The organism is Actinopolymorpha rutila, assembly GCF_013407855.1.
Lineage (GTDB): Bacteria > Actinomycetota > Actinomycetes > Propionibacteriales > Actinopolymorphaceae > Actinopolymorpha > Actinopolymorpha rutila.
In genome coordinates this window covers 1,110,644-1,136,320 of sequence record NZ_JACBZH010000001.1, presented here as the reverse complement: position 1 = coordinate 1,136,320, position 25,677 = coordinate 1,110,644, and the positions used below count along the sequence as shown (strand labels likewise).

Genomic DNA, 25,677 nt, shown 5'->3' with positions numbered 1-25,677 from the left:
ACGCCGTTGCCCGCCTGAGGCGGGCGTCACCTGCGGGGCTTGCGGCGGCGCAGGCCGGCGGCGGTGATCCGGGCCACGAGTTCCCGGCTCGTCACCGGCTCCGCGCCGGCCGCGAGCACCTCGGCATACCTCGCCTCGGGTACGTCGTAGTGGTCGCGGTGGAAGCCGCTCTCGGGCAGTCCGCATCGGCGGGCGAAGTCGTGCAGTTCCTCGAAGGACCGGTCGCTCACCAGATGCGACCAGACGGTGCCGCGCGCGGGCCAGGTCGGCGGGTCGAGGAGCAGCGTCACCGCTCCGTCCCGGTCCCGCTCTCCTTCACGGCTCCGGTGGAGAGCAGGTCCAGTGCGCGGGCCACCTCGTCGTCGACCAGGGTGCGCCAGGCGCGGACGTACCCCGCGTCGACGTACGCCTTCCAGGACCGGTCCGGCCGGACCGCCGTACCCACGTGGAACGCCCGGATCCCGGCCTGCGCCAGCCACGGCACGTGCTCGGCCCGCAGGCCCCCGCCGGCCATGATCCGGTCGGTGGCGAACGGGTCGGACTTCGCCCGCCGGGTCAGGTCGTCCAGGCCGGCCTCCACACCGCGCGGCGATCCCGCGGTCAGCACGTGGGTGAGCCCCGGCAACTGCCGAAGGGCACTCCAGGCCCGGTCGGGTTCGAGTGCGTGGTCGACCGCACGGTGGAACGTCCACGGCCGGTCGGGGAACTCCTCGACCAGCGCGCCGGTGGTCTCCTGGTCGATCTCCAGGGTGCCGGTGAGGAAGCCGAGCACGAAGCCGTCCGCTCCGGCCGAGACGTACGACGAGGCCAGCCCGCGCAGCCGGGTCACCTCGGCGCCGGTGGCGCTGAACGTGTCGGACAGGCGGAGCATCACCCGGAGCGGGATGTTCGTACGGCTCCGGATGTCCTCCACCACCGACGGCTCCGGTGACAGGCCGTCGGCATCCATGTCGGTCACCAGCTCCACCCGGTCCGCGCCGCCGTCCTCCGCGGCCGCGGCGTCGGCGACTCCGAGGGCGATGACCTCGAGCAAGGGACGCGTCATGGGACGAAGCCTGCCAGGATCGTGTCCGTGACGGACGACGACCCGCTCATCAACGCCCGAGCCCTGGTTTTTCACGACCTGCAGGCCTCCGGGCACGCCGACCCGCGAGGCGTGTCGATCCTGGAGGACGCGGTGGCCCAACGCCGATGGTGGGTGGCGCAGTGGCCCGAGGGCGCGGAGTACGTCGCCGGCCAGGTCGCCCAGGACGTCCAGGACGCGCTGATGGACTCGGTAGGGCGCTGGCCCCGGTGCAAGGCCTGCGACGACGTGGAGCCGCACGAGCTGCGGATCGCCCCCGAGCTCGGTCCTGAGCCGCACTGGGTCTGCGACCGCGGCGGCATCGACGTCGCCCCGCTCGGGGAGCTCTGACAGATCGCACCGTCCCGCTCGCCCCCGGCTGGTTCACCGGGCTGATTCCGGGCTGATTCCTCGAGCTGACCCATCCCGGACGTACGTCTTGGCGACAGACGGTTGTAGACAATAATCGGAACGAGTCGAGGGCCCATCGGCGATCTCCCGTCCCCACGTGTGAGCTTCCGCGTCCACGTATCGGAAAGGAACGCCATGACCACGGGCAAGACCGCCGCGTCCGCGGCGACCAGCCCCTCCGAAGTCGCCGGCCTCTACAAGTACCTCCGGGTCACCGACGTCGCCGACGCCATGGACGGCATCGGCTACTTCGACATCGGCCTGGTCTCCCGCGACGTCCGTCCTCTGTGGCGCGGGATGAAGTTCTGGGGCGAGGCGGCGACGCTGCGCTGCGTACCAGCCAACCGTCCGATGTGGAAGCTCGACTCCACCGAGGACATCGTTGCCGCACACGGCATCTGGTTCGAGGAGGTCGGCCGCCCCGCCGGTCTCGGCGACCTCCCGCCGGGCCACGTGATCGTCACCGACGGCGGCGGCGCGCGTGAGGTGGGCTTCTGGGGTTCGATGAACGCCATGGCCGCGCACGCCAACGGTGCCGTCGGCATCGTCACCGACGGGTACTGCCGGGACACCGCCGAGATCGAACTGCAGCGGACGCCGGTGTGCGCCGCGGCCCGTGGCCGGACGATCATCCCGGGCCGGATCGAGGCGATCGAGGCCCAGGTCACCATCGGCTGCGGCGGGGTGCAGGTGCGTCCCGGCGACATCGTGGGCACCGACGACGACGGCGTGATCGTCGTACCCGCCGAGATCGCGGGCGAGGTCGCGGTGCATGCCCGCGCGGTCCTGATCGCCGACATGCACGCGCGCCGGCGGGTGTACGAGAAGCTCGGCCGCAAGCCGGACGAGACGGTGGACATCGAGGCGGTAGAGGCGTACTACGCCGGCAAGTAGCGGCGCCCGGCCGGCCCCGATCCCCGATTCGATCCTGATCCCGGCAAGCAGGCCGGAAGCCCTCCACGTCCCGCGTGGAGGGCTTCCGGCCATCTCGTACTAGTGCGCCGAGGGGACCGACTCCGCCGGCGGAACGACTTCGGCGATGTCCGGTGAGGCCTTGCGAGGTTGCCGCCGGGCCAGCTCCTCGGCGGCCTTCCCCAGCAGTGCCACGCTGTCCGGTGCGGGAAGCGCCGCCTCCAGCAGGCGTCTCCACAGCGTCGTGTGCAGGCGTACCTCGTCCTCACCGGTGAGCACCGTGTCGAACGCGAGGTTGTCGACGGTCACCAGGGTCTTCGAGAACGGTTCGGGGTAGGTGTAGAGCCCGAACGCGCTCTTCGGTACGGCAGGACCCTTGATCTGCGCGTCCACGGGAAGCACCCGGATGTCGGCGTGCATGGGCTGCTCGGCAAGGTGACGGAGCTGTTCGGCGAGCACGTCCCGCGGAACCGCCGGGCGACGGATGATGAGCTCGTCCAGGATCACCTGGTAGGTCGGCCTGCGCCGCCGCAGCATCCGCTGCCGGTCCGCCCGACCGCGCACGACTCCCTGTTTGGTGATGGTCGGCTCGACGAACGTCAGGTCGTCGACCTCGGCGATGCTGCGCGCGTACGCCTCGGTCTGGAGCAGGCCGGGGACCAGCGTCATGGCGTAGTCGCGGATCTGCGACGCACCCTGCTCGAGGTCGGCGTAGCGCGCCTGCCGGTGGCCCATCCGGGTGGAGTGCGCCTCCCACCAGCCACGCTCGGCGGCGCCTCGCGCGGTGTCCACGAACAGCGTCCAGGCGTCACCCTGGATGTTCAGCGCTTCGGCAATGTCGAGAATCTCGTCGATCTGGGGGCGCAGGTGGCCGTTCTCCAGCTTGGACAACTTCGCCTGGGACAGCCCCGTCGCCTTCGCGAGTTGTGCGTGGGTCATCTTCGCCCGTTGCCGATGAGCGATCAGCTCCTCGGACAGCCGCAGCCGACAGACGTACGGACTGCTGATCACTGGCACCCCTTGCACCCGAATGATTCGCCCCTGGGGCATGACCATAGCTCCTGTCAGGCGTGACGGACAGTGCCGAACGACGTGCGAAGAGTACTTGCAGACCTGGCCGAAGCCTGCCAAGGTATGCATCATTCGGCAAATCGTCATCATGACGCCAACGTGAACCAGGACAGGCGGCGTGGTGCGAGCTCACAAACGGGGAGTCGCCGCATGTTCGAAACGCGGAGCGGGCGAGGCGAAACGCTCGTGGCCGGGAAAGCATGGCCCGTGGCCATTACGGCAAGGGATCACGCGCGCGAACTCGCTGACCTGTTCGCCCGCAGCGGCATCGAGGCGGCCGTCGTCTGGGACGACCAGCGGTCTGCGTGGGGCTTACGCGTGACCGAGCCCGCCGATGGGCGACTTCACATGTGCCTGTGGCTCCGCGACGACCGGTGGACGTGGGTTCCCGGCTGTGCCTGGGGAGCCGACGCAGGCGACTATCCCGCAGTCGTGCGGTTCGCGACCGCGTGGGTCACCGAGCATCGCATCGCCCTCTGAACCCCCGGATTCCCGTGTGCCGGCTGGGCATCCGTGCCCGCCGACGCCGGGTTGCAGGCCTCGCCCCATCCGGACGGGGCCGACGAAGCGTGGTCGCCGTGGAGGTGCCGCACCTCTCGATGAGGTGCGTCGGCGGCGGCCACACCCGATGAGAAGACACACCGAGAGAAGAGGAATCGCCATGCAGGCAACAACGAACCCTGGCAACGGATCGAGCAGCGTCGACGAGTCGCTGTTCGGCTCGACCGGCATCAAGCGTGACCAGGTGACCGGACAGGAGTCCGGCATCGGGCACGACGCCTGACCTCAGGGCGTTCGCAGCCGAGTAGCAGAGGGGACCCCGGGCGCAATCCGGGGTCCCCTCCTGACCACCACCCACACACCAGAACCCTGCAAGGAGAAACCAGCATGAGGAGATGGCTGCTAGCCACCCTAGCGATCACCTTCGTGGCGCTCGGGCTTTCCGCCCCGGCCGCCAATGCCCAGCCACTCGACATCGACACCGCCAAGCCGGCCCGGGCAGTGTCGCCGTTGTTCAGTTACGACTGTTCCCTCGAAGCTGACCCGCCAGTTTTCGGGGTGGGCAGCACCCGGATCATCGGGTACGTGACGGCGAAGTGCGAGTACCCGCTACCCGCCGGGATGATCGTCGACGCCTACATCGAGCAGCACACTGGCAATGCGCAGTGGACGACCATCAAGCACGCGCAGAGCAAGAAGATCGCCAAGGTTGTGACCGTCGACGTGAACTTTCCGTGCTCTGCCAGCAACCCCGTCAGGCGCACCGTACGCACAGTCGGGACGCTGAGGGCGTGGAAGTTCGGCCACGCGCCGGAATCCGTACGTGTGGTCAGCGGTGTCGTCACCAGGACCTGCTAGCACCAGCTGAGTAGCGCATTCTGCCCCCGATTCTGTAGGGGCGGGGGCAGAATGCGGTTCGGTATCACCCAGACAAGGAGCGTGGCGTTGGATTCGACCATGGCCGATGAGGCCGCCGAACGCCAGGCCGCAGTCGAGCGTGCCATCGGGGATCGGGCCCAGAGCGTACGTATCCTGGTGGTGTCCCGCATCCATGTCTCCCGCATGGGGGCAGAGATATGGAAGGTCACTGAGGGCAGCGCTCCCTACACCGGCGAGGGTGAGTTCGAGAGCGGCGACAAGGACGCCATCCTGAACTGCGTGGCCTCGTCCGTCGCCGACGCGAAGTTCATCCAGGACCCCCACACGCACCGGCTGATTCCATGGCCGGAGAACGCGACCCGCGACATGTTGTGCCAGTGGCTCGAACGTCCGCACGGGCCCATGCACGGCGACGTGGTGGCCGACTGGCGACCCGAGACAGACCCTGCCACATGAAGCCGTACGTCTCAACAGCGATCGTCACCACGGCGTTCGCCCCCCAGCTAATGCACGCTGCGCCGCGCCGCGTGCTCGGGACCGCGGGTCAGCGGGGGCCGTCGAGGGAGTCGATGGTCGCGATGGACGGGCCGCGGCGCGTACGCAGATCGCGGGAGACAGCCTCGGCGTCCCGTAGCGCCCGGATCGCGTTCGCGCCGGCCAGCTTGGCGAGGTCCTGCTCGGACCAGCCGCGTTCCAGCAACGCCGCGAACAGCCGCGGATAGCCCGAGACGTCGCCGAGCCCCATTGGGAACGTGTCGGTGCCGTCGTAGTCGCCGCCGAGCCCGATGTGGTCGATGCCGGCCACGTCGCGTACGTGCTCCACATGCGCCACCACGTCGGAGAGTTCGGCGTCCGGCTTGGGATGCTCCTTGCGCCACTCCCGGGTGAACTCGAAGAACACGCCGAGGTCGGTCGGGCTGATGCCCTGTGCCCGCGCCGCCTCGGCCGCCTCCGTCCGCCACCGCGCACACTCCGGGGACACGAACTCCGGAACGAACGTCACCATGCACACGCCGCCGTTGTCCGGAAGCGTGGCGAGCACGTCGTCGGGGACGTTCCGCGCCACGTCACACACCGCGCGGGCCGAGGAGTGGGAGAAGATCACCGGCGCCTCGCTGGCCGCCAGCGCCGCCCGCATCGTGTCGGCGGAGACGTGGGACAGGTCGACGAGCATGCCCAGCCGGTTCATCTCCGCGACCACCTCGAGCCCGAACCGCGACAGTCCGCCGACCACCGGCTCGTCAGTGGCGGAGTCCGCCCACGGCACGTTGTCGTTGTGGGTGAGCGTCATGTACCGCACGCCGAGCGCGTGCATGGCCCGAAGCGTGGCCAGCGAGCAGTCGATGGAGTGGCCGCCCTCCATACCCATCAGGGACGCGATCCGGCCGGAGTCGAAGACCTGCTCCACCTCGTCGGCGGTGGTCGCGAGCCCGAACGTGTCGGCGTACCGGCTGACCATCGCGTGCACCGCGTCGATCTGCTCCAGCGTCGCCGAGACGGCGTGGTCGCCCTGCAGCCGGCTCGGTACGTAGACCGACCAGAACTGTGCGCCGACGTGGCCCTGTCGCAGCCGCGGGATGTCGGTCTGCAGACGAGGCTGGTCGAGGGCGATGTCCACCTTGTCGAAGTCGTACGCGCTGGCGTGCCGCATCGCGATCGGCAGGTCGTTGTGCCCGTCGACCAGCGGATTGGCGGCGAGCAGGGCCCGCACTCGGTCGAGGTGGTCGGCGGGAGTCGTGGTGGCCATCCCCCGATCTTGCCGTGAACGGCCGTACGCAGAAGGAGCGGCCCCGGAGTGTTCCGGGACCGCCCCTGCCGCGTGATGCGGGAGTTGGCTGGCTTCGAGCTGGCTCAGAAGTCCATGCCGCCGCCGTCGGGCATGCCGCCGCCCGCCGGGGCCTTCTCCTTCTCCGGCTTGTCCGCGACGACCGCCTCGGTCGTGAGGAACAGGCCGGCGATGGACGAGGCGTTCTGCAGCGCCGAACGCACGACCTTGGCCGGGTCGGGAACGCCCGCCGCGAGCAGGTCGACGTACTCGCCGGTCGCGGCGTTGAGGCCGTGGCCGTCGGGGAGTCCGCGGACCTTCTCCGCGACGACGCCGCCCTCGAGGCCGGCGTTGACCGCGATCTGCTTCAGCGGAGCCTCGAGCGCCACCCTGACGATGTTGGCGCCAGTGGCCTCGTCACCCTCGAGGTCGAGCTTGTCGAAGGCCTTCTTGCCGGCCTGGACGAGCGCCACGCCGCCACCGGCGACGATGCCCTCCTCGACCGAGGCCTTCGCCGCGCGAACGGCGTCCTCGATGCGGTGCTTGCGCTCCTTCAGCTCCACCTCGGTGGCGGCGCCGACCTTGATCACCGCGACGCCGCCGGCCAGCTTGGCCAGCCGCTCCTGCAGCTTCTCGCGGTCGTAGTCGGAGTCGCTGCGCTCGATCTCGGCACGGATCTGGTTGACCCGCCCGGAGATCTGCTCGGGGTCACCGGCACCCTCGACGATCGTCGTCTCGTCCTTGGTGACGACGACCTTGCGGGCGCGGCCGAGCAGGTCGAGACCGGCGTTCTCCAGCTTCAGGCCGACCTCCTCGGAGATGACCTGGCCACCGGTGAGGATGGCGATGTCGCCGAGCATGGCCTTGCGGCGGTCACCGAAGCCGGGAGCCTTCACGGCGACCGACTTGAAGGTGCCGCGGACCTTGTTGACGACGAGCGTGGCCAGGGCCTCGCCCTCGACGTCCTCGGCGATGATCGCCAGCGGCTTGCCGGACTGCATGACCTTCTCCAGCAGCGGGAGCATGTCCTTCACCGCGGAGATCTTGCCGTTGAAGACGAGAACGTAGGGGTCGTCGAGGACGGCCTCCATGCGCTCGGCGTCGGTCCAGAAGTACGGCGAGATGTAGCCCTTGTCGAAGCGCATACCCTCGGTGAGCTCGAGCTCGAGCCCGAAGGTGTTGCTCTCCTCGACGGTGATGACGCCTTCCTTGCCGACCTTGTCCATCGCCTCGGCGATGATCTCGCCGACGCTCGCGTCGCCACCGGCGGAGACGGCCGCCACAGAGGCGATCTGCTCCTTGGTCTCGACGTCCTTGGCGGCCTGGGCGAGCTGCTCGGTCACCCGGTCGACGGCGGCCTCGATGCCTCGCTTGAGTCCCATCGGGTTGGCCCCGGCGGCGACGTTGCGCAGACCCTCGCGGACCAGCGCCTGAGCGAGCACGGTCGCGGTCGTGGTGCCGTCACCGGCCACGTCGTCGGTCTTCTTGGCAACTTCCTTGACGAGCTCGGCCCCGATCTTCTCCCACGGGTCCTCGAGCTCGATCTCCTTCGCGATGGAGACGCCGTCGTTGGTGATCGTCGGCGCGCCCCACTTCTTCTCCAGGACGACGTTGCGGCCCTTCGGGCCGAGAGTCACCTTGACGGCGTCGGCGAGGGTGTTCATCCCCCGCTCGAGACCACGGCGCGCGTCCTCGTTGAACGAGATGATCTTGGGCATCTAGCTGGATCCTCCCCCAGGTGGGTGGATGGTCGTGGGTTCGGGTCGACGCCCGCGACGGACGCTTCCCGGCCAGGCCGGGAACCTCGTCGAACCAAACCGAGGTGGATTGTCACTCGCGACCTTCGAGTGCTAAGACGTGTTTAGCACTCGGCATGGGAGAGTGCAAGCCGAGAGCCGGGGAGGCCGGACAAGCCGCCGGGCCACCTGGCGCGGACATGCAGGGGGCCCGGACGGATGTCCGCCCGGGCCCGCTGCGTCGCCTTCCGTGGTCTGGCTCAGACCGGGCGCACCTCGTGCGCTTCAAGCCCCTTCGGGCCACGGACGACCTCGAACTCGACGGCCTGGCCGTCGGCGAGGGACTTGTATCCGTCCATCTGGATCTTCGACCAGTGGACGAAGACGTCGTTACCGTCGTCCACGGCGATGAAGCCGTAGCCCTTTTCCGAGTTGAACCACTTCACGGTTCCCTGCGTCATGCCCTCTCCTCAGACCCGTTCGGGTGTCAGACCCGCCCGGCGCGGGCCCGGGTCGTACTCACCACACCCGTCCCGCGAGGGGAGGTGTTGCGATAGATTCGCGCGCATTCCCACCGTTGGCGGTCGAGCCGTTACGCACGATCATGGCGACCACGGCCGACCATAGCCAAAAACACCACCGGTGTGGAGATGTCTGAACGATCTCCTTTGGGCCAGGTTCGGCCCCGTCATCCGGCACTAAATCGCGGACAGTGAACGTTCCACTACGTCTGCCACGTTGGGTGATCGTCATCCCGGTATGCGGGACAAAACCTCAACTGGCCAGCGGAGACGCCCCGAAAGGCTCGGCCCAGTCGTAGCCGAGTTCCTCGCCCTCGGATCGCCACCGGCGCGGCGCCGTCGTCCACAGCCAGTCCAGCGGTTCGACCCCGCCCGGCGCCCCGCCGTCCAGGGCCAGCCGGACGGCCGCGCGCAGGTCGGCGTCCACCTTCGGCGTGCGGGCAGCCGGGTCCACCGAGACGAACAGCGCCGTCCCCGACCGGGCCACCAGGTCGAGGAACTGACGGTTCTTCTCCCACGGCGTCACCGGCGTGCACGGCACGCAGTCGGCATCGGCGGCGAAGAAGGAGCCGTGCTGGGCGAGCCGGTACGCGAGCGTGTTGACGCCCATCCGGCGGGTCCGCTCAAAGTCCCGGCCGGAGGTGTCGTCACCGATCCGCTGCACCTCCACCAGCCCGGCGGCCAGGTGCCCGACGGTGTTGCAGCCGATCACCACCGCGTCGCCGGCACCCTCGCGGACCGTCTCGTACAGCCGGAGCAGGATCTCGGCGTTCGTACGCCCGCGGTCGGCGAAGTGCCACCCGGGGTCGGTCAGCTCGGTCCCCATCGCCGGGCCGAAGCGGCCGAACGCGTCGAACGTCGAGAAGTCGTGCTTGACCAGCTCGAAGCCCCAGCCGACCAGCCGGGCCACGTCGTCCCGGATGGTGTCCAGGTTGCCGGGCAGGGTGAGGTCGAGCGGCTGCTCACGCGCCGGACGCGGGCCGGGCCGCAGTCGCGCCGGGTCGGTCACGGTGGACAGCGCGGCGGGGCGCATCCAGATCCCCGGCCGGGCGCCGCGCGCCGTGATGTCCGCGGCGAAGCCCGGCAGGTCGTCGAACAGGCCGGGGACACCTGCCGTCCACGGGCCACCGGGGCAGACCCCGCCCGGGCTCCACCCGGCGTCCACGACACAGAACGGCCGCACCGGATGGCCGTCGGCGTACGACACGGTCGTCTCCGCGTCACGCAGGATCTGCGCCGGGCCGAAGTCGCGGCCGTATGCGTAGTACCAGTTGTTGGCCCCGACGACCGGCTCGGCCAACGGCAGCGGGTCGGCGCACATCGCCGCTGTCAACCCGCGCTGGACGGCGTACGGCGAGGCGTTCGCGTCACCGACCACCTCGACCACCGTCGCCGCGGACAGCACCCGCTCCCCCAGCGACACCGGCCCGCCGCCGTTGCGGACGTCGAGCCACAGGGAGCAGCCGCCCTCGTCGACGGTCCAGGCGCAGAAGGCGTTCGGGCGTACGCGGACGCCCATCCCCGTGGTCGTCGCGGACACGGGGTCGTGGGCGAGCCACGACCACGGCAGCAGCCGCTCGGGCTGGTGGTGACGCCAGGAGAGGTCGCCGTAGGAACGTTCCCAGGCGTCGCCGAGGATCAGCGCGGATGTGGCCACGCGGCGCCGCCAGCGGAGCACCACCCAGGACAGGTCGGCGTCCGGGCAGGCCACCGTGACGTCGAGGCCTGCCGGCCCCCGCGCCAGCCCGACCTCCACCTGCGCGGTGACGAACCGGCCTGCGTCAAGGCGGGCTTGACGCAGGCCGTCGGCGCGTTCGTGCAGGACGAACACCGCGTCCGGACCAGCCGGGGTGGCGGTGGTGACGCCCGCCGGAGTGCCCGTCGGAGAGTCCGTCGGAGAGCTCAGCGGGCACCGCCGGCGACGGCGGGGATCACCGAGACCTGCGTACCCTCCGGGGTCGGCGTGTCCAGGCCGCCGGCGAACCGCACGTCCTCCTCGCCGACGTAGACGTTGACGAACCTGCGCAGCTTGCCCGCGTCGTCGAGGACGCGGGCACGGATGCCGGGGTAGTTCGCGTCCAGCGACTCCAGCACCTCGGCCAGCGTGTCACCGTCGGCCTTCACCTCCGACGAGCCGCCGGTGTAGGTGCGCAGGATGGTGGGGATCCGAACCTTCACGCTCATGCGAGCCCAGCCTCCGTGAATGCTTCGTACGTCGGGCGGATGGTGGCCTTCGGGCCGACCCTGCCGGCGATGGCGTCCAGGGTCTTCAGCCCGTCGCCGGAGTTGATGATCACGGTCTCGGCGGCCGGGTCGAGCTTGCCGGTGCGTACCAGCTTCGCCAGCGTGGCCACGGTCACCCCGCCGGCGGTCTCGCCGAAGATGCCCTCGGTGCGGGCCAGGCGGGCAATGCCGTCCACCACCTCATCGTCGGAGACGTCCTCGACCGACCCGCCGGTGCGCCTCACCACGTCGAGCACGTACGGCCCGTCAGCAGGGTTGCCGATCGCCAGCGACTTCGCCAGCGTCTGCGGCTTCACCGGGGCGACCACGTCGTGGCCGGCGTGGAACGCTGCCGACACCGGGGAGCAGCCGGTGGCCTGGGCGCCGTAGACGCGGTACGGGGTGTCCTCCACCAGGCCCAGCTCGACGAGTTCGCGGATGCCCTTGTCGATCTTCACCAGCTGGGCGCCGGAGGCGATCGGGACCACGATCTGTTCGGGAAGCCGCCAGCCGAGCTGTTCGGCGATCTCGTACGCCAGCGTCTTGGAGCCCTCGGCGTAGTAGGGCCGGACGTTGACGTTGACGAACGCCCAGGTCTCCTCCTCGCCGGCGATCTCGCTGGCCAGCCGGTTGACGTCGTCGTAGGTGCCCTCGACGGCGACGAGAGTGCCGCCGTACACCGCGGTGGTGAGGATCTTCTGCTGCTCGAGGTTGTGCGGAACCATCACCACGCTGCGGATGCCGGCCCGGGCCGCGGCCGCGGCCACGGCGTTGGCGAGGTTGCCCGTGGACGGGCAGGCCAGCACCTGGAAGCCGAGCTCACGGGCCGCGGTCAGCGCGACGGCGACCACGCGGTCCTTGAACGAGTGGGTGGGGTTGCCGGAGTCGTCCTTGACCCACAGCCGGGCCAGGTCGAGGTCGGCGGCCAGCCGGTCGGCGCGGACCAGCCGGGTGAGCCCGGGCTCGGTGTTGGGGAACGACGCGACGTCGGCCGGCACCGGCAGAAGCTCGCGGTAACGCCAGATGTTGTGCGGGCCGGCGGCGATCTGTTCGCGCGTCAGCTCGGGGAAGTCGTAGCCGACCTCGAGCGGGCCGAAACACTCCGAGCACGCGTAGTGGGCGCCGAGCGGGCTGGCGGCTCCGCACTCCCGACATCGCAGTTCGGTGGCGTTCCCGAAGGCGCCGGGGCGGATCGTGTGGGTGCCGGGCGTGGTGCTGTCGGCGTAGGTCGTCGTCATGCGAGGCCTCTCCTCCTCATCTTTCCCGCGTACGCCCGTTCGGGAGGTCTTCCCGAACGTGGAGTCGTGGGCCGGAGTTGGCACCGTGGCCGCCGTGGGGCCTGCAAGAACGCGAGACACACTCGTCGGCGGTCGGCCGGTTGCCGGGGCTTCGTCGGGCCGGTCCCTCTGCCCCTCTGGATGAGTTCCTTGTTCAGTTATGGCAGTTCGGTTGTGCGCCCCGTCCGGGGCAGGCGGCGACGTCGGTCGCGTCACCGCCTGCGGGCGAGCCTAACGGGTAGGTCCGGGCGAACGTCGGCAGCGTTCAGAATGCGAGACGAGCCGTCCGAATGGAGGACAACCCGGACTCATCGGGCCGGCGTGACCCCTGCTGCGGCCCGCCGGGGCGGTGCCACCTCGGCCGGGTTCGGCGAACCGTCGCACAGTGCCGCGGCGGCCGCCTGGACGGGCAGCGGGTCGAGTTCGCCGTCGTCGGTGAACAGCCAGGTGCTGGCACCCAGAGCGGCCTGCCGGGATCCGTCCGGCGTACTGAAGACTCCGCTCTGGTATCCGAAAACCGCGCCGTCGTGGCCCCAGACGACCCCACCGGGCACGCAGGGCAGCCGCAGCGGGAACAGCCCCAGGCCGTAGCCGAACTCCCCGGTGTCCGTCATCTGCGCGAGCTGCGCCTTGGGCAGCAGCCGGCCGGTGAACAACGCGTGCAGGAACGTCAGCTCGTCCCGGGTCGTGGACACCACCGCACCGGCGGTGCGCAGCCAGCTCATGCCGTAGGTCGTGATGTCGACCGGCGGCGTGCCGTCCCCCGCGGACAGGTAGCCGTGCAGATGCCGGCCGCGGACGAACGGGCTGGCCACCGGGAAGTAGGTGTCGTGCAGGCCGAGCGGACGGAAGATCCGCCGCGCGAGCTCCACCTGCGCCGGGTGGTGGGTGACCTGCTCGATCAGCATGCCGGCGATGACGTAGTTGGTGTTGGAGTACTCCCAGTGCGTGCCGGGCACCGGCCGCGGCTTGGGATTGGTGAGGGCGAGCCGGACCAGCTGCCGGGGAGTGAAGTACTCGAAGCGCACGGACTCGACGGTGCGCGGCGGGGTGAGGACCATCGTGTCGGTGTGCAGCCCGCTGGTCTGCTGGAGCACGTGCCGGACGGTCATCCGCGGGTCCAGGCCGAGGCCGGGCAGGTAGCGCACCACCTTGTCGTCCAGGCCGAGCCGGCCCTCGGCGACCAGTTGCAGGACGACCACCGCGGTCATCGTCTTGGTGTTGCTGCCGACGCGGTAGCGGTCGCCGGGCCCGGCGGCGCGGCCGGTGCGGAGGTCCGCGACCCCGCGGGCCACCCGGGTGACGTGGTCGCCGTCGCGGCGGGCGACCACCACGCCGGGCGCACCGGCGTCCACCACGTAGTCGGCGAGCTGCCGCAGCCGGTCCGCGGTTCCGGTCGAGGTGGTCGTGGCGGTGGCCGGTGCCGCCTGCGAGGGCGGCGAAGCGGCCAGGAAGCCGAGCGTGGCCGTTCCGAGGACGAGTACGACGAGCCGTCGGGCCCAGAATCCGGGCAGCATGATGTGTCCCCTCGGTGCGTAGGTGAGTACGTGAGTGGGGTGAGTGCGGACGCGGGGCGGCCTGCGGGCGCCACCCGCGGAGGTTCGGTGTGCTGGAAAGGTCACCCGCGCCGGTTGAGGACGAGCAGGCAGACGACGTACGTCCCACCGATCAGCGCGGCGATGTAGACCCAGGGTGTTCCCGCGCCGCCCCGGGCGAAGTCGACCACTGCGGCACCCACGACGAACGCGGCGACGAGGTTCAGCGTGATCAGCGCGGACCGCCGGTGGATCTCGACGTTCCTCTCCTCGTGGTGGTCGTCGCCGAGCAGTGCCACGGTGTCGCTGAACCTCGAGCCGACCAGCAGGAACGCCGCCACGCCCGTCATGAGCAGGATCACCAGCACACCCGCGAGGATCTCGCCCTGGACGAACGACACCACGCCCATCACGACGCCGATGACGACAACGAGCACCACCGCCGGCATGGAGACGCGCCGGCCGGCGCCGCGAGTGCGGCCGCCCGACCTGCTCACCGAGCGCTCCGGACCGCTCTCAGGTGTCGACATGGAAGACCTCCTCCACGGGCCGCCCGAAGTAGCGGGCGAGTTGGATGGCCAGGGCGAGCGACGGGCTGTATCGCCCGGTCTCGATCGCGTTGACCGTCTGCCGGGAGACGCCGAGCACCCCGCCGAGTTCGGCCTGGGACAGCCCGTTCTCGAGGCGGAGCTCCCGTACGTCGTTGCGCACGATGTCAAGGGTGCTTTACATGCCCGGGTGGTGTCAAGCGCGCTTTACATCCGTACCGGGTAGGAGCCGCAGGTAGGCCGGCGCGGCGTCGGGCACCAGCACCCGGAGGGCGAGGTCGCGGACCGAGGCCTTGGGTACGAGGAACGCGGTGACGACGTTCTGGGCCTGCCCGCCGAGGATCGGCTGCCGCAGAAACCGTCCGGTGTGCCGGAAGCAGCCCGTCGCCGAGTCCTCGACCTGCCGCCGGATGTCGGTGACGAGCACCCCGGTGGGGTACCAGGTGTTGCCCCGGCCGTCGGCGACGGAGAACGCACATGTCTGGATCCGGCGGCCGGCGGTGTCGTCTCGCGGAGTGACCGTCAGCGCGACGTACACGGCGGTCCAGCCGGTGCGCACCCGGAGGTGGTGCCGCGGCGCGCTCGGGGCGAACGTCACCAGCCGCCAGGCAGCACCCGCGTACTCAGCCGTTCGGCCGAAGGGGACCGTCCTCCCCTGGCGCATCTCCGGCTCACCGGGGTGACCGCTCGCGACCGCGTCCGTCACCGCCGCGAGCGGGAGCAGCAGGACCAACGCCAGCAGATACCGCGCCCGTACGACAGACCGCCTTCGTCCGACCGGCCGACTGTGTACGAACCTGCGTACGACCCTGCGTACGACCGAAAGCCCACGGGCGGCCACACTCGTGGGCCCACTTCGCGATGCCACGCTGCAGATGTGCCCGGGTGTCGCACCGCCGACCCGCCCGCGCACAGCTTTGTAACCAGCCGCCGGGACACATCTCGCCCAGAACGCGACCAACCGTCACCAGCCCGTCTTCCGTCGGCACGCTCACCGCTCCCGGCTGGCCTGAACGACGGATCGACCAGGGCCCAGGGCCTAGGCTCTGTCGCCATGGCGAGCGAACCGAACAAGAGCGTGCTGCTCGCCTCCAACCGGGGGCCGGTGTCGTTCCGGCAGGACGACGCCGGCAGGCTCCACTGCGTCGGAGGCTCCGGCGGGCTGTCGTCGGCGCTCGCGGCGATCCCACCGCAGGAGGACGCGCTGTGGGTCGCGGCCGCACTGTCCGACGCCGACCGGCTGGCGGCCAGGTCGGCACCGTCCGGCAGGCTGGACGCCGCGGGCTACGACACCGGGACGATTCCGGTCCGGCTGCTCGACATCGAACCGCTCACCTTCACCCGCGCGTACAACGGCATCGCCAACTCCACGCTGTGGTTTCTGCACCACCTGCTCTTCGACACCGCCAACACTCCCCTCTTCGACCGGAGGTTCCGACGGGAGTGGGCGTCCTACGTCGACTACAACACGGCGTTCGCACAGGCCCTCGCCGAGGGGGCCGCGCCGGGCGGGCGGGTGCTGATCCAGGACTACCACCTCACCCTGGCGCCGCAACTGCTGCGCACCCGCCGGCCCGACCTCGCCGTCGGGCACTTCTCCCACACCCCGTGGGCGCCGCCGGACTACTTCCGGCTGCTGCCCGACGACGTGGCCGTCGCCCTGCTGGAAGGGCTGCTCGCCGCGGACCACGCCGGGTTCCTCACCGACCGGTGGGCGCGAGCGTTCCTGGCGTGCTGTGAGTCCGTACTCGACGCGCGGGTCGACTGGGCCCACAACACCGTGGAGTACGCCGGCCGCCGCACCGTCGTGGGAGTACATCCGCTCGGCGTGGACGCCGGCGCCATGCGCGCCCGGGCCAACGCGCCCGACGTCTGGGCCCGGATGGCGGGGCTGCGCGCCCAGGTCGGCGACCAGCTCCTGGTGGTCCGGGTCGACCGGGCCGAGCTGAGCAAGAACATCGTGCGGGGGCTGCTGGCGTACCGCGAACTGCTGCGCCGCCGCCCGGAGTGGCAGGGCCGGGTCGTCCACGCGGCGCTGGCCTATCCGAGCCGGCACGACATTCCGGAGTACCGCGAGTACTCCGCCTCGGTGCAGCGCGTCGCCAAGGAGATCGTGGACGAGTTCGGCAGCCCCGACTGGGACCCGCTCGTGCTCGCCGTCGACGACGACTACGCGCGCTCGCTGGCGGCGTACCGCATGGCCCACGTCGCGGTGGTGAACCCGATCCGTGACGGCATGAACCTCGTCGCCAAGGAGATCCCGATCGTCTCCGACAACGGCTGTGCGCTGGTGTTGTCACGGGAGGCAGGCGCGGCGGTCGACCTCGGCGACGCGGCGTTCCTGATCAATCCGTTCGACATCGAGGAGACCGCCGAGGCGATGCACGCCGCGCTGTCGCTTCGCGGTGAGGAACGCCGCGCGCGGTCGGCGGTGCTGGCGGAGGCGGCCGGCAGGTGCCCGCCGCGCGACTGGCTCACCGAGCAACTCAAAGCTCTCGCAGCCACCGCCGACCGATAACAGAATTCTCATTTTGTGTCGCCACCGTACGATTCTCCGGAATCTCCGGAATCTCTCTGTCGTATGACAAATCCGTAAGTTCGGAAACGATCGCATGGCCCGCGGGCGACGTGGATAACATCCACCACCGAATGCGCAATTTCGGCATTTGGATCGGGGGAACAGGATGCGGGCGGGGCGCATGCCGGAATTGCGTGGACCAGAACCCGATGTTGCCGAAGAACTAACCGCCGGTCATGTCGCCGAACAGCCGACACCCGAGCGGGTCGCCCTCGTCGACTCCGCGATCGGCGGTGATCACCCACCGGGTGCACGGCACACCCCGCTGCGGCCCGTCGCTCCGCGACGATCCCGGCGACCACCGGCGGTGATCCTCGACGACGCCGGCACCGAGCCCGCGCTGGACCTCGAGTTCCTCGTCCCGACGGCCCGCGAACTGGTTCGAGGTTTCCCGCGTGGCTGACGAGACACTGGCGGTCTCGACCCGAGTCGCACGCAACAGCGCAAGCCTGCTGACCGCCCGGCTCGCGAGCTACCTGTCCGGTCTCCTCACGCTGCCGGTGGTCCACGCCCACCTCGGCGAGCGGGCCTTCGGCGTGTGGGTGGAACCCCGGTGCGTCGACTGGGTGTCCGGTGCACGTACGGCAGTGCGCGGGAGCCTGCTCGGCGTCGGACTGGCGGTCGTCCGGTCACCGCGACATTCGATCTCGGCCCAGGCTCGCGCACGCGCCTGGGGCGAAGTGGCGCACATCGCCCCAGACGGGCGAGCAGGGATGACGAGGGAGCGTCATGCACGTACTCATCACGGCGGTCGGTGAGCGGACCGAGCACTGGGTCGACCTGTTCAGGATGCTGGCGAAGCGCCCTGACGTGCGGCTCACCGTGCTCGCCGCGAACGTCTCCAGGCTGACCGTCGAAGAGATGGACCGACTCGACCGCGGCCATCCGCGGATCAGCTTCCACCTCGCGAACTCCGCGCTGTCGAAGGGTTCCACCGGACGCATGGCGTCGGTGGTGTTCGGTCGGGGCACCGGTCGCGCCCTCGCCGACGTGCATCCGGACGTCGTGCACATCATCGGAGAGGCGGGATACCTGTCCACCTCGCAGGTGCTCCGAATGCGTCGGCACCGGTGGCCGGACGTTCCAGTCACGCTGTACGCCGCGCAGAACGTCGTGACCCGCTTTCCGTTCTCGTTTCCCCAACTGGAACGCCGGGCCTACCGTGCGGTCGACTGTGCTCTGCCGACAACCCCGGCCGCGGAGCAGGTTCTGCGCGCCAAGGGCTACCGGGGTGCGAGCCGGATCGTCCCGCTGGGGGTCGACACGTCGCTGTTCCACCCCGGACCGAGCTCACCCCCCACTCCAGGGGCCCCGTTCACCGTCGGTTTCGTGGGCAGACTCGAACCCCACAAGGGGATCACCGACCTGCTCACCGCGGTGCGCCACCTGAACTGCGACCTTCTCCTGGTCGGCACCGGGCCCCTGTCGGGGGAGGTTGTCCGGGAGAGCCAGCGCCGCAGGGATCGGATCGAACTCCATCCGTGGGTGAGCCACCACGCCCTCCCGGCGTTGCTCACCAGGATGGATGTCCTCGCCCTGCCTTCGCTGGAGGTCTTCCAGCGCAACGTCGCGCCGTGGATCACCATCCCGCTTCGGGAGCAGTTCAGCCGGGTACTGGTCGAGGCAATGGCGTGCGGAGTGCCGGTCGTGGGCAGCGACGCCGGGGAGATCCCACACGCGATCGGCACCGCAGGCCTCATTCACCCGGCCGGCGATGTGGACGCCCTCGTCACCAGGTTGCGACAGGTCCGCGACGACCAGGACCTGGCGGAACGTCTGCGCGTCGCCGGCATGGAGCGCGCCCGGCGCTTCGACTGGTCGCGGGTCGCGGACAGCTTGTACGAGCTGTGGCAAGCACTGGTTGACACCGGTCGAAGGCCGGTGGACACGGCCGACCGGGGAGCTCCGGCGCCCGGCACGGCGGGCAGGCCCACCGTGGTCGACCCAGAAGAGGAAGGACTACCGAAGTGAGCACACCCCTCAACCTGCGCGCGGCCGTCCGCATCGTCGGGCCGCCCGTGGCCATCGCCGTCGCGACGACCTGCGTCGGGGTGGCAGCCGCGTTCGCCGCCACGACGCAGATCACGCCCACCTATCGGGCGCGGTCGTCGATGATGGTCGCCGCTTACACGTTCAACCCGGACAGTCCCAGCACGACGAGTACCGACACGACGAGTACCGACACGGCGACACCGGTGACCGGGGGAACCTACGACGCCGCGCTGTCCCAGGCGCTGGTGGCGACCGTTAGCAAACTGGTGGAGTCGGCGAAGATCGCCCACCTCACCGCGGCGCAGTCTGGCCTGGACGCGAAAGCGGTCGCCGGTCACCTCGAGGCGAGTTCCGAACCAGGCGTCCAGATCATCAACCTCACCGCCAAGGCGAGCAGCGGGGAGCGTGCTGCCTCGATCGCGAACTCCGCAGTCACGGTCCTGCGCACCCAGATCCCCAGCGCGGGCATGCTGGGACCTCGTGCGCAGATTTCCGTGACGCCACTGGATCGGGCTTCTGCACCTTCCACACCGCTCACCCCGAACCTGCTGCTGAACCTCCTGCTGGGCGGGTTGCTCGGGCTCATCGCCGGCATCGCGATCAGCTCCGTACGCAAGAGACTGGACGGCACGCTCCGGTTCACCGACCAGATCGAACGCGAGCTGCAGGTCGGCATCCTCGGAACCCTGCCCCGGGTACGGCGGAGCGTGGGTCGCAAGGGAGCGTTGGGAGCGTGGCGTCGCCGCCCGATCGCCCAGCCTGTTCGAGCTGCTGTGGCCGCCCTCGCCCCGCTAACCGACGCGCCGGACCGGCGGCTGCTGGTCACGAGTGCCTACCAGGACGACAGCAAGGCCTTCGTCAGTGCGCTCATCTCGCTCGCGCTCGCGGAGCAGTACTACCGCGTCACCGCGATCGAGGCCGACTTCCAGCATCCGAGCCTGGGCGACCATTTCCCGGGGGGCGGCGAGTACACCCTCCAGCAACTCCTGCCGAAGCCGAACCTTCTCCTGTCGGCCCAGGGTCCGCTGCGCATCGTTTCCGCGGACCAGGCCAACCCGGAGCTGAGTCGCGCCATGCTGCGTAGTGCCGCCTTCGGAGAGTTCCTGGCCACGACCCGCGACCACAGCGACCTCCTTGTCATCGACGGTCCGCCGGTGCTGGTCGGTGCCGGGTTGTCGGCACTGAGCGCCGAGTGTGACGCTGCCGTGCTCGTCGTCCAGGCCGGCTCCACCGGCCTCGCGCACGCCCGGCGGGCGGTGCAGGTTCTCGACCGGCTGCAGTTGCCCATCGCCGGCGTCATCGTCGCGGACGCGCTGGACACCGGCGGCCGGGCGAAGTACAGCGTCAATGCCGCTCCCGCTCTCGCACCGGCGCCCGCCCTCCAACCCGCGATCGCACCGGCGAACAGCCCGGCTCGCGAGAGCCAGATCACCGACGACGAGCGGTACGCGAGTTCCGACGACGAGGCCGTACGCGTCCACAGGGGTCCCACACCGGACCGGGCGGAGCAGGGCGTCGGCGCGGTCCAGCACTGAGGGAGTGACCACCGTCGGCGGCCCAGACCCCGCAACCGGCTGCCGGTGGTCACCCTGGCCGGGGAAGCAGGCGATCCACCTGCGCGCCGTTGTTGATCGCCGCGCCGAGTGGAAGTCCGCGCTGGGGTGCGGTCAGGCGTGCAGGTGGCCGGCGAGGGTGTTCAGGAACGCAGCCACCGCGGGCGGGCCGTCGAGCACCAGGTCGGCTCGGTCGGCGAGCGCGGTCACCTCGGTCGACCCCGAGCACACCTTCAGCCCGGCGACGCCGCGCGAACGCAACTCCTCGACCGTGTCGTAGGCCGGCAGGTCGCCGAGGTCATCGCCGGTGTAGGCGACAGCGCGCGGGCCCACCTCCTCGGCCAGCGCGCGAAGCGCGGCTCCCTTGTCCATGCCGCCGGGCTTGAGCTCCAGCACCATCCGGCCGGGCTGGGCTTCCAGGTCGTGGGCACGGGCCAGGTCGGTGAGCCGGTCGGTGAGGAGCTCGGTCGCGGCGGCCGGGTCGGCGGTCTGGCGTACGTGGACCGCGACCGCCCGGCCCTTGTCCTCCACCCGGGTGCCTTCGGGCGCACCCCAGCGGCGCAGCAGGTCCGGCAGCGCGCGACGGACCTCCTCGACGCCGGGAGCCACCGGCGGTGCGGTGACCTCACCGGTGCGGGCGTCCCAGCGTTCCTCGCCGTAGTGGCCGACGACGAGCAGGCCGGCGAGCTCGGAGACGTCGGCGAACCCGCCCAGCCGGACGACCACCTCGGCCGGCCGGCCGGTGACGATCGCGAGCGCCTGGAAACTCGGGGCGAGCCGGCGCAGCGCGGGAAGCACCCCGGGGTGGGCGAAGGCGCGTTCGGGGTCGTCAACGATCGGCGACAGCACACCGTCGAAGTCGAAGACGAGCATCGACCGCTCGGGATGCTCGACGATCGCGCGGAGGGCGGCCTCGCCCTCGGGCGTGGTGGGCGTCGGCAGGGTGTCCGGAGAGGTCACCCGTCGACGCCGAGGCGCCGCGCGGCGCGGGCCCGCTGACGGCTGGAACGCAGCCGCCGGAGTCGCTTGACGAGCAGCGGGTCGAACGCGAGCGCGTCGGGACGGTCGATCAGGGCGTTGAGCACCTGGTAGTAGCGGGTGGCGGACATCCCGAACTGGTCGCGGATGGCCTGCTCCTTGGCACCGGCGTACTTCCACCACTGGCGCTCGAAGGAGATGATCTGCTGGTCACGCTCGCACAGCCCGGAGGCGGCGCGGGAGTCGACTTCGGTCGACTCGGTGGGTGAGTCGTCGGAAACGCCGGCAGTGATCTTCGGGGCCGGCTCCATCGCAGCGTCCATACCCAGGCATCCCTCCTCGGCGATCAGCGACGACTGACATCGTACGACCGAAGCACATCGATGTCATTCAGCGCCGCCGCGCGATTGTGGCGTGTGGTGCGTGGGTTCTGTCCTACAGCACACCACCGACAAGTCCGCCCAAACGCGCTCGGCCACACCCCTGACGACGGCCGCAGGACCCCGAGCCGCCTCGGTCGGCCAGCAAGATCGCCCCCGGCAGGGCACCATTGCCGGGTGCCCGCCGCCGCTCCGCCACCCGACCCCACCGCAGCGTCACCCGACAGCGCCGCAGCGTCACTCGACAGCGCCGCTCCGCCACAGGACCCGTCGCCCGCGACCGCCGACGCGGCCGGACTGGACGCCGCCGAGTTGCGCGACCGGTACGCCTCCGGCGCGACCTCCGCGGCCGAGCACGTCGCCGCGCTGCTGCGCCGGATCGAGGAGATCGACCGGTCCGGTCCCACCCTGCGGTCGGTGCTCGCCGTCGACCCGCACGCGGTCGACCGGGCGGCCGAACGCGACGCCGAGCGCGCCCGCGGCGAGGTCCGGGGCCCGCTGCACGGCGTACCGGTGCTGCTGAAGGACAACATCGACACCGCAGACACCGCAGACACCGCGGGAGGCGGCGCGCTGCCGACCACCGCCGGGTCGCTGGCGCTCGCGGGCGTCCCCACCCCCGCCGACGCACCCCTGGTCGCCGCCCTGCGCGCGGCCGGAGCGGTGGTCATCGGCAAGGCCAACCTGTCGGAGTGGGCCAACTTCCGGTCCGGCTCCTCGACGTCGGGATGGAGCGCCGTCGGCGGCCTCTGCGTCAACCCGCACGCCCTGGACCGCTCGGCGGGCGGGTCGTCGTCGGGTTCGGCGGCGGCGGTCGCGGCCGGGCTCGCGCCCCTCGCGGTCGGCACCGAGACCGACGGTTCCATCGTGTGCCCGGCGGCCCTGTGCGGCGTGGTGGGCATCAAGCCCACGGTCGGGCTGGTGTCGAGGACCGGCGTGGTCCCGATCTCCCACAGCCAGGACACTCCGGGGCCGATCGCCACCACGGTCGCCGACGCCGCGCTGTTGCTCGGGGTGCTGGCGGGCGCCGACCCCGGCGACGTCGCGACGATGCGGTCGGGACGGGTGGCGTACTCCGACTACACGAAGTTCTGCCGGCCCGACGGGCTGGCCGGTGCCCGGATCGGCCTGCCGCGCGCGGGCCTGTGGGGTTACAGCCCGGCGGCGGACGCACTCGCGGAGGAGGCGGTGCGGCTGCTGGCCGCCCGGGGCGCCACGATCGTCGACCCCGCCGACCTGCCCAGCATCGACGAGATCCGGGAGAGCGACGCGGAGCTCACCGTGTTGACCACGGAGTTCAGGGCCGACCTCGAGAGCTACCTCACCACCCGCCGTCCGGACGGGCCGCGCACGCTGGCCGAACTCGTGGCGTTCAACAACGACCACGCCGACCGCGAGCTGACGTACTTCGGCCAGGACCGCTTCGAGCGGGCCCTGGCCACCCGGGGACTCTGCGACCCGGTCTACGTCGAGGCGCTGCGCACCTGCCGCCGGCTCGGCCGTACGCACGGCATCGACGCCGCCCTCGGCGCGGGCCGGCTGGACGCGCTGGTGATGCCGACCTATCCCCCGGCCTGGAAGATCGACCTGGTCAACGGCGACCAGCTGCCCGGCGCGTGCTCGATCCCGGCGGCGATCGCCGGCTACCCCGTGGTCACGGTGCCGTGCGGCGCGGCGGACGGCCTGCCCGTCGGACTGGCGTTCGTGGGTACGGCATGGAGCGAGCCGACGTTGATCCGCCTGGCGTACGCGTTCGAGCAGGCCCTGAGTGCACCGAACGGGCGGGCGCGGCCGGCGTACCGGCCGGCCCGGATCGGCTGACCGCGCCCGACCTCGGCTGCCGCCTCGACAGGGGCGACCGGCCTCAGCAGGCGCACAGGCAGAAGGGGTGCCCGACCGGGTCCAGGAACACCCGCCACGAGGCGCCCGGCTGGTGGTCGACCTTGCGTGCGCCCAGGGCGAGCACCCGCTTCTCGGCCGCGTCCAGGTCGGTGACCTCGACGTCGATGTGCGCCTGCTGCGGGCGATCTCCGCCGGGCCAGGTCGGCGGCGCCCAGTCCGCGGCCTGCTGGAAGCTGATGCGCCGGCCGCCGTCGAGGTGCAGGTCCACCCAGTCGTCCTCGTCCTCGCTGGAGTCGAGCTTCCCGCCGAGCATCCGGGCGTAGAACTCGCCGAGCGCCCAGGGGTCCGGGCAGTCGAACGCGACCGTGCCGAGCGTGCCGACGGGGCCGGAGTCGGGCCCGGAGTCGAGCCTGGAGTCGGGGCTGGAAGCCGGGTTGGTGGTTCCGGTCATGAGGGTCTCCCGAGGACGTTGGAATCAGGCGTCAGTGGCGGCGTACGCCCGAAATCGTGCCGACGTGGGCGTCACCTGCATTCGGATTATGGCGGTCACGGCGACCCTCGCACAACCGGTATAGAAGGTTCACCGGTGTCGCTCGCCGCCATGGCACCACCCGCCCGCCAGGCCGTTACCGGACGGCTGCCGGTACCCGCGCCAACCGTCGACACCTACCTCCCACGCCCGACCAGTAGCGTCGGAGTCCAGCCGCACCTCGACCCGCCGGACCCCTGGACCCCGCCGGCCGGGGCCGGCCGGGACGACCGCGAGGCAGCCGAGAGGAAAGGGAGCCATGCAACCCCGACTTCGCTGGGGCATCGTCGCCACCGGGAACATCGCCGGCGTCTTCGCCCGCGAGCTGGCCCTGTTGCCCGACCACGAGGTGGTGGCGGTCGGTTCCCGCAACCTCGACCGCGCGAAGGCCTTCGCGCAGGAGTGGGACATCCGCCGGGCGTACGGCTCCTACACCGAGGTGGCCGAGGACCCGGAGGTGGACGTCGTCTACGTCGCCACCCCGCACTCGGACCACCTCGGCACCGCCCGGCACGCGCTGGAGAGCGGCAAGGCGGTCCTCTGCGAGAAGGCGCTGACCGTCAACGCGGCCGAGGCCCGCCAGCTCGTCGACCTTGCCCGCAAGCACGGGCGGTTCCTGATGGAGGCCATGTGGATGCGGTGCAACCCGCTCCACCTGCGCCTTCGCGAACTCCTCGACGCCGGCACGCTGGGCGAGCCGCGGTCGGTGCACGCCACCCTCGGGTTCCTCGCCGACTACGACCCGGACGACCGGCTGTTCGCACCCCACCTGGCCGGTGGCTCGCTGCTCGACGTCGGCATCTATCCGGTGAGTCTCGCCCACCACCTGCTCGGTGCCCCCGACACGGTGCGAGCCACCGGAACGCTCGCCCCGACCGGCGTGGACGCCAGCGCCGGACTCCTCCTCGGGTACGCCGGCGGCGCGGTGGCCACGCTGACCGGCTCGCTGGCCGGGCCGCTCCCGAACACCGCGTACGTCAGCGGTACGGAGGGCTGGGTGGAGATCCCGGCCGACTTCCAGGCCGCCGACCGGCTGGTCGTCCACCACCCGGACAAGGAGCCCGAGGAGGTCACGGTCGACCTGCTCGGTGTCGGCTACACCTACGAGGCCGAGGAGGTGGCCCGGTGCCTGCGCGCCGGGCTGCTGGAGAGTCCGCTGGTGCCCTGGGCGGACAGCATCGCGGTGATGGAGGTGCTCGACGCGGCCCGCGCCCAGGTCGGCGTTCGGTATCCCAACGACGCCCCTGGCGACGGCGACTCCGGGTAGATCGCTAATTTCGGGCGGTCGGGAGCGGGCGGTTCGTCACCGGCGGCTCGGCCACCCACCGTCGCGCCCGTAGGGTCAAGAGAGAAGTTCGCACCACCGATCGAGGGAGTTGTCCC

General features: G+C 70.9%; 29 protein-coding genes and 1 riboswitch. Of the genes, 13 read left to right on the top strand and 16 right to left on the bottom strand.

Annotated elements, in window-relative coordinates; genetic code table 11:
- Positions 1–26: 26 nt before the first annotated feature.
- Positions 27–290: a DUF4031 domain-containing protein gene (locus tag F4554_RS05020; RefSeq protein WP_179786287.1), complete on the bottom strand. Its 264-nt coding sequence runs from the start codon at positions 288–290 to the stop codon at positions 27–29.
- Entirely contained in the window at positions 287–1,045 is a 759-nt protein-coding gene (locus F4554_RS05015) for a copper homeostasis protein CutC (protein ID WP_179786286.1), read from the bottom strand. Before F4554_RS05015 ends, F4554_RS05020 begins: the two co-directional genes overlap by 4 nt.
- A gap of 27 nt (positions 1,046–1,072) precedes the next feature.
- Between F4554_RS05015 and F4554_RS05010 the strand changes: the two genes are divergently transcribed.
- The gene (locus tag F4554_RS05010; protein ID WP_179786285.1) at positions 1,073–1,414 is read left to right on the top strand and encodes a hypothetical protein; all 342 of its coding nucleotides are present in this window, start codon (positions 1,073–1,075) and stop codon (positions 1,412–1,414) included.
- Positions 1,415–1,609: 195 nt separating this feature from the next.
- Positions 1,610–2,368, top strand: coding sequence for an RraA family protein (locus tag F4554_RS05005; protein WP_179786284.1), 759 nt, complete (start codon positions 1,610–1,612; stop codon positions 2,366–2,368).
- Positions 2,369–2,467: 99 nt separating this feature from the next.
- Here F4554_RS05005 and F4554_RS05000 read toward each other — a convergent pair whose 3' ends face one another.
- Complete coding sequence (locus F4554_RS05000) at positions 2,468–3,397, bottom strand: helix-turn-helix domain-containing protein (RefSeq protein ID WP_179786283.1); 930 nt, start codon at positions 3,395–3,397, stop codon at positions 2,468–2,470.
- Positions 3,398–3,664: 267 nt separating this feature from the next.
- Here F4554_RS05000 and F4554_RS04995 point away from each other — a divergent pair, with 267 nt between their 5' ends.
- From F4554_RS04995 to F4554_RS04985, 4 genes are all read left to right on the top strand, one after another.
- Positions 3,665–3,937 (top strand): hypothetical protein, encoded by a 273-nt coding sequence (locus F4554_RS04995; RefSeq protein ID WP_179786282.1) that lies wholly within the window; start codon positions 3,665–3,667, stop codon positions 3,935–3,937.
- A 181-nt stretch (positions 3,938–4,118) separates the two neighbouring features.
- Entirely contained in the window at positions 4,119–4,241 is a 123-nt protein-coding gene (locus F4554_RS32920; protein WP_272955872.1) for a hypothetical protein, read from the top strand.
- Between the two features lie 104 nt (positions 4,242–4,345).
- The gene (locus F4554_RS04990) at positions 4,346–4,816 is read left to right on the top strand and encodes a hypothetical protein (RefSeq protein ID WP_179786281.1); all 471 of its coding nucleotides are present in this window, start codon (positions 4,346–4,348) and stop codon (positions 4,814–4,816) included.
- An 87-nt stretch (positions 4,817–4,903) separates the two neighbouring features.
- The gene (locus F4554_RS04985; RefSeq protein ID WP_179786280.1) at positions 4,904–5,293 is read left to right on the top strand and encodes a hypothetical protein; all 390 of its coding nucleotides are present in this window, start codon (positions 4,904–4,906) and stop codon (positions 5,291–5,293) included.
- 88 nt (positions 5,294–5,381) lie between these two features.
- Here the strand turns inward: F4554_RS04985 and F4554_RS04980 are convergent, their stop codons facing one another.
- From F4554_RS04980 to F4554_RS04935, 10 genes are all read right to left on the bottom strand, one after another.
- On the bottom strand, positions 5,382–6,584 hold the full coding sequence (locus F4554_RS04980) for a dipeptidase (RefSeq protein WP_179786279.1): 1,203 nt from the start codon (positions 6,582–6,584) through the stop codon (positions 5,382–5,384).
- A gap of 104 nt (positions 6,585–6,688) precedes the next feature.
- Positions 6,689–8,320 (bottom strand): chaperonin GroEL, encoded by a 1,632-nt coding sequence (gene groL / locus F4554_RS04975; protein WP_179786278.1) that lies wholly within the window; start codon positions 8,318–8,320, stop codon positions 6,689–6,691.
- A 278-nt stretch (positions 8,321–8,598) separates the two neighbouring features.
- The gene (locus tag F4554_RS04970; protein ID WP_092649937.1) at positions 8,599–8,799 is read right to left on the bottom strand and encodes a cold-shock protein; all 201 of its coding nucleotides are present in this window, start codon (positions 8,797–8,799) and stop codon (positions 8,599–8,601) included.
- 313 nt (positions 8,800–9,112) lie between these two features.
- Positions 9,113–10,690 (bottom strand): alpha-amylase family protein, encoded by a 1,578-nt coding sequence (locus F4554_RS04965; protein ID WP_337795878.1) that lies wholly within the window; start codon positions 10,688–10,690, stop codon positions 9,113–9,115.
- Positions 10,691–10,761: 71 nt separating this feature from the next.
- Positions 10,762–11,043 (bottom strand): MoaD/ThiS family protein, encoded by a 282-nt coding sequence (locus tag F4554_RS04960; protein ID WP_179786277.1) that lies wholly within the window; start codon positions 11,041–11,043, stop codon positions 10,762–10,764.
- Positions 11,040–12,320 carry a threonine synthase gene (thrC, locus tag F4554_RS04955; RefSeq protein WP_179786276.1) on the bottom strand — a complete coding sequence of 427 codons (1,281 nt, stop codon included), beginning with the start codon at positions 12,318–12,320 and terminating at the stop codon, positions 11,040–11,042. The genes F4554_RS04960 and thrC overlap by 4 nt, the downstream gene beginning before the upstream one ends.
- A gap of 13 nt (positions 12,321–12,333) precedes the next feature.
- Positions 12,334–12,507: riboswitch (SAM riboswitch) on the bottom strand.
- A gap of 160 nt (positions 12,508–12,667) precedes the next feature.
- Complete coding sequence (locus F4554_RS04950; RefSeq protein WP_179786275.1) at positions 12,668–13,876, bottom strand: serine hydrolase domain-containing protein; 1,209 nt, start codon at positions 13,874–13,876, stop codon at positions 12,668–12,670.
- A gap of 101 nt (positions 13,877–13,977) precedes the next feature.
- Positions 13,978–14,424 carry a hypothetical protein gene (locus F4554_RS04945; RefSeq protein ID WP_179786274.1) on the bottom strand — a complete coding sequence of 149 codons (447 nt, stop codon included), beginning with the start codon at positions 14,422–14,424 and terminating at the stop codon, positions 13,978–13,980.
- A complete protein-coding gene (locus tag F4554_RS04940; RefSeq protein WP_179786273.1) occupies positions 14,411–14,605 on the bottom strand; it encodes a helix-turn-helix domain-containing protein in 195 nt (64 codons plus the stop codon). Before F4554_RS04940 ends, F4554_RS04945 begins: the two co-directional genes overlap by 14 nt.
- A 33-nt stretch (positions 14,606–14,638) precedes the next feature.
- The gene (locus tag F4554_RS04935; protein WP_179786272.1) at positions 14,639–15,310 is read right to left on the bottom strand and encodes a hypothetical protein; all 672 of its coding nucleotides are present in this window, start codon (positions 15,308–15,310) and stop codon (positions 14,639–14,641) included.
- A gap of 186 nt (positions 15,311–15,496) precedes the next feature.
- Between F4554_RS04935 and F4554_RS04930 the strand changes: the two genes are divergently transcribed.
- From F4554_RS04930 to F4554_RS04910, 5 genes are all read left to right on the top strand, one after another.
- Positions 15,497–16,960 (top strand): alpha,alpha-trehalose-phosphate synthase (UDP-forming), encoded by a 1,464-nt coding sequence (locus F4554_RS04930; RefSeq protein ID WP_179786271.1) that lies wholly within the window; start codon positions 15,497–15,499, stop codon positions 16,958–16,960.
- A 181-nt stretch (positions 16,961–17,141) separates the two neighbouring features.
- Positions 17,142–17,423, top strand: a complete 282-nt coding sequence (locus tag F4554_RS04925) for a hypothetical protein (protein WP_179786270.1) — start codon at positions 17,142–17,144, stop codon at positions 17,421–17,423.
- Positions 17,416–17,778 (top strand): hypothetical protein, encoded by a 363-nt coding sequence (locus tag F4554_RS04920; protein WP_179786269.1) that lies wholly within the window; start codon positions 17,416–17,418, stop codon positions 17,776–17,778. The genes F4554_RS04925 and F4554_RS04920 overlap by 8 nt, the downstream gene beginning before the upstream one ends.
- Entirely contained in the window at positions 17,750–18,991 is a 1,242-nt protein-coding gene (locus tag F4554_RS04915; RefSeq protein ID WP_179786268.1) for a glycosyltransferase family 4 protein, read from the top strand. The genes F4554_RS04920 and F4554_RS04915 overlap by 29 nt, the downstream gene beginning before the upstream one ends.
- Positions 18,988–20,547: a P-loop NTPase gene (locus tag F4554_RS04910; protein WP_179786267.1), complete on the top strand. Its 1,560-nt coding sequence runs from the start codon at positions 18,988–18,990 to the stop codon at positions 20,545–20,547. The genes F4554_RS04915 and F4554_RS04910 overlap by 4 nt, the downstream gene beginning before the upstream one ends.
- A 132-nt stretch (positions 20,548–20,679) precedes the next feature.
- Here F4554_RS04910 and otsB read toward each other — a convergent pair whose 3' ends face one another.
- The gene (gene otsB / locus F4554_RS04905) at positions 20,680–21,525 is read right to left on the bottom strand and encodes a trehalose-phosphatase (protein ID WP_337795877.1); all 846 of its coding nucleotides are present in this window, start codon (positions 21,523–21,525) and stop codon (positions 20,680–20,682) included.
- Positions 21,522–21,866 carry a DUF3263 domain-containing protein gene (locus F4554_RS04900; protein ID WP_238341223.1) on the bottom strand — a complete coding sequence of 115 codons (345 nt, stop codon included), beginning with the start codon at positions 21,864–21,866 and terminating at the stop codon, positions 21,522–21,524. The genes otsB and F4554_RS04900 overlap by 4 nt, the downstream gene beginning before the upstream one ends.
- Positions 21,867–22,100: 234 nt before the next feature.
- Here F4554_RS04900 and F4554_RS04895 point away from each other — a divergent pair, with 234 nt between their 5' ends.
- A complete protein-coding gene (locus tag F4554_RS04895) occupies positions 22,101–23,744 on the top strand; it encodes an amidase (RefSeq protein ID WP_337795876.1) in 1,644 nt (547 codons plus the stop codon).
- Positions 23,745–23,787: 43 nt separating this feature from the next.
- Here the strand turns inward: F4554_RS04895 and F4554_RS04890 are convergent, their stop codons facing one another.
- Positions 23,788–24,216 carry a VOC family protein gene (locus F4554_RS04890; protein ID WP_179786265.1) on the bottom strand — a complete coding sequence of 143 codons (429 nt, stop codon included), beginning with the start codon at positions 24,214–24,216 and terminating at the stop codon, positions 23,788–23,790.
- A gap of 337 nt (positions 24,217–24,553) precedes the next feature.
- On the opposite strand from F4554_RS04890, the gene F4554_RS04885 reads away from it, so the two are divergent.
- A complete protein-coding gene (locus F4554_RS04885; RefSeq protein ID WP_179786264.1) occupies positions 24,554–25,561 on the top strand; it encodes a Gfo/Idh/MocA family protein in 1,008 nt (335 codons plus the stop codon).
- Positions 25,562–25,677: the final 116 nt, after the last annotated feature.